Genomic DNA, 2920 nt, shown 5'->3' with positions numbered 1-2920 from the left:
GGGCCCGGCGAGGAGGTGCCGGTGATCGGGACACTGGGGCCCGGGGACACCCTCTTCGACGCGCTGGACCGCATGCTGTCGGTGAACTCCGCCGCGGTCGCCGTCGTCGACGGGGACGGCCGCTACCGCGGGGTGCTGGAGATGGACGCGATCCGCGAGCTGATGAACGCCGCGGGCCCGACGCGCGCACCCGGCAGTACGGTCCCCGAGGCACAGGAGGTGCAGTCACCGTGACAGCCCCGCCCCTCCTCGCGGACGCACCCGGCCGGACCCCGGCGGCCGGCGCCCCGCGGAGCGACCGGACCGGCGGCTCCACCGCCGCCACCGTCCTGCGGTACGCCGCCACCCCCGTCGTCCTCGGCCTGGTCCTCGCCGTCCTCGCGGTGTACGTCTCACGGCAGGACCTGGACCTGATCGAGCAGCGCAGCCTCAACTCCGAATACCTGGTCAGCCGCACCCTGCAGCACCTGGAGCTGACCGCGCTGGCCACCGTGCTCATCCTGGCCATCGCCCTGCCGCTCGGCGTGCTGCTGACCCGGAGCCGGGCCCGCCGGTTCGCGGGAGCGATCCTGGCCGTCGTCAGCATCGCGCAGGCGCTGCCGTCCATCGGCCTGATCGTGCTGCTCGCGGTCGGCTTCGTCAGCCTCGGCGTCACGCAGATCGCCCTGATCGCCTTCGTCGCGTACGGCGTGCTGCCGGTGCTGCGGAACACCATCGCCGGGCTGCAGCAGGTCGACGCGCCGGTGATCGAGTCGGCACGCGGGATGGGGATGACACCCGGCGGCATCCTGTGGCGCATCGAACTGCCTCTGGCCGCCCCCGTGATGCTGGCCGGCATCCGCACCGCACTGGTGATCACCGTCGGCACCGTTGCACTGGCCACGTTCATCGGCGCCGGCGGCCTCGGCGACGTCATCTCCAACGGCATCAACTCCAGCCGCACGCTGGTCCTGGTCACCGGCAGCACGCTGGTCGCCGTACTCGCCCTGCTCATCGACTGGCTGGCGGGCATCGCCGAGGACCTCCTGCGCCCGCGCGGCCTGTGACCCCCCGCCCCACCCGGACCCCAGACGAGAGACGGAGGCACACCGTGGTGCCGATGACCAGGCGAGGCGTACGCAGCGGGCGGGGACGGGCCGTACGCCGCGGCCTCGCGACGCTCTGCGCGCTCGCCGCACTTGCCCTCGCGGGCTGCTCGGCCGGCCCGAACGCCGCGTCGGTGAGCGCCGCCGAACTGCGCGGCGGCTCGCTGGCCGGACAACTGGACCTCTCCGGCCGGCAGTTCACCGTGGGCTCCAAGGAGTTCACCGAGCAGCAGGTACTGGGCAAGATCACGCTCTACGCGCTGCGCGCCGCCGGCGCCGAGGTCAAGGACCAGACCGGTCTGAACGGCTCCGCGATCGTCCGCAAGGCGCTGGAGAGCGGCGAGGTCGACCTGTACTGGGAGTACGCCGGCACCGGGTGGACCCAGTACCTGGGCCACGACCGCCCGGTGCCCGGCGAGATGGCCCAACTGCGCGCCACCGCCGGGGAGGACGCCCGTAAGAACGGCATCCGGTGGCTGGGCCCGGCCCGGTTCGGCGACCAGTACGCCATCGCCCGCGCCGCGGACGCCCCGGGCCCCGCCGGCGAAGTGGACCGGCTCGGCCAGCTTCGCGAGCTGCAGGAGGAGCACCCGGACGAGCTCACGCTGTGCGGTGCCTCGGAGTTCCTGGACCGCGAGCTGACGCCGCTTCAGGAGACGTACGGTCTGGACATCCCCACGCCGCAGGTCTACCAGAACGCGTTCGCGCTGAACTTCGTCAACGTCGCCAAGGGCAGCCCCTGCCGGTTCGCGGAGGTCTTCACCACCGACTCGCGGCTGGAGTCGCTCGACCTGAAGGTGCTGGAGGACGACCGGAACCACTTCACGACCGAGCGCGCCGCCCTGACCGTCCGGGAGGAGACACTGCGGGAGAACCCGCAGCTGAAGGAGCTGGCCGGGGAACTGGGCGACAAGCTCACCGAGGACACCGTCATCGACCTGCTCGACATGGTCGACCGCCAGGGGCAGACGGCCGACGAGGCGGCGCTGCACTTCCTGCGCACCAACGGATTCATCGGCTCGTGAGGACGGCCCTACAGCGCCGTCGGAACGGCGAGATGTGAACCCTCGACCAACAGCTTGTCCGGGGTCGCCGGCAGGTCCCGTACGCGCACGCCGGACGCGTTGAACACCGCGTTGATCACGGCCGACGGCGATCCCACGATCCCGATCTCGCCGATGCCGCGCGTGCCCATCGGATTGCTGTGCGGGTCCTCCTCGTCCAGCCAGACCGCGTCCATGTCGCGGACGTCCGCGTGCGCCGCGATGTGGTAGTCGGCGAGGTCGTCGTTCACCACGTGCCCGGTGCGCGGGTCCAGCACGGTGTGCTCGTGCAGCGCCATCGACAGGCCCATGGTCATGCCGCCGAGGAACTGGGAGCGGGCGGTGCGCGGGTTGACGATGCGGCCCGCGGAGAAGACCCCGAGCATCCGCGGCACGCGGATCTCGCCGGTGTCGGCGTCGACCCGCACCTCGGCGAAGTGCGCGCCGAAGGAGTGCAGCGCGTACTTCTTCCCGTCCGGGTTCTCCGGCGTGCCGGCGCGGGACTCGGCGCCCGGCGCCGGGTCGTGGCCGTGCTGCTCGCGGAAGGCGCGGACGGCCGCGAGCACCGTCGAGCCCCAGGACGCCAGGCCCGAGGAGCCGCCGGCCACCGTCGCCGGGGGCAGTGCGGTGTCGCCGATGTGCAGCGTCACGTCGTCGGGCGCCGCGTCCAGCGCGTCGGCGGCGATCTGGGTGAGCGTCGTCCAGGTCCCGGTGCCGATGTCGGCCGCGCCGATCCGCACCGTCCAGCGGCCGCCGCCCTCGTGGCGGACCAGGGCCTGGGAGCCCTGGCTC

4 protein-coding genes are annotated in these 2920 nt (G+C 72.7%); 3 read left to right on the top strand and 1 reads right to left on the bottom strand.

Annotation, left to right across the window (positions count from 1 at the left end; all coding sequences use genetic code 11):
- The 3 genes from H5J30_RS24960 to H5J30_RS24950 form a co-directional block, all read left to right on the top strand.
- Positions 1–234, top strand: a 234-nt coding sequence (locus tag H5J30_RS24960) for a CBS domain-containing protein (RefSeq protein ID WP_220189331.1), incomplete at its 5' end; no start/stop codon positions are given.
- Entirely contained in the window at positions 231–1046 is an 816-nt protein-coding gene (locus H5J30_RS24955; RefSeq protein ID WP_181789607.1) for an ABC transporter permease, read from the top strand. The genes H5J30_RS24960 and H5J30_RS24955, both read left to right, overlap by 4 nt.
- 53 nt (positions 1047–1099) lie before the next feature.
- Complete coding sequence (locus H5J30_RS24950; RefSeq protein ID WP_181789606.1) at positions 1100–2110, top strand: glycine betaine ABC transporter substrate-binding protein; 1011 nt, start codon at positions 1100–1102, stop codon at positions 2108–2110.
- Between the two features lie 8 nt (positions 2111–2118).
- Here the strand turns inward: H5J30_RS24950 and H5J30_RS24945 are convergent.
- Positions 2119–2920, bottom strand: an 802-nt coding sequence (locus tag H5J30_RS24945; protein ID WP_181789605.1) for a xanthine dehydrogenase family protein molybdopterin-binding subunit, incomplete at its 5' end; no start/stop codon positions are given.

This window comes from Streptomyces phytophilus (genome assembly GCF_013870535.1).
Classification (GTDB): Bacteria; Actinomycetota; Actinomycetes; order Streptomycetales; family Streptomycetaceae; genus Streptomyces; species Streptomyces phytophilus.
Note: the sequence above shows the minus strand (reverse complement) of the source record. Positions and strands in the feature narration are given on the sequence as shown.

What these genes read in the sequence shown, in the direction of transcription:
- H5J30_RS24950 (WP_181789606.1), top strand. Translation starts at nt 1,100, where the DNA reads ATGACCAGGCGAGGCGTACGCAGCGGGCGGGGACGGGCCGTACGCCGC.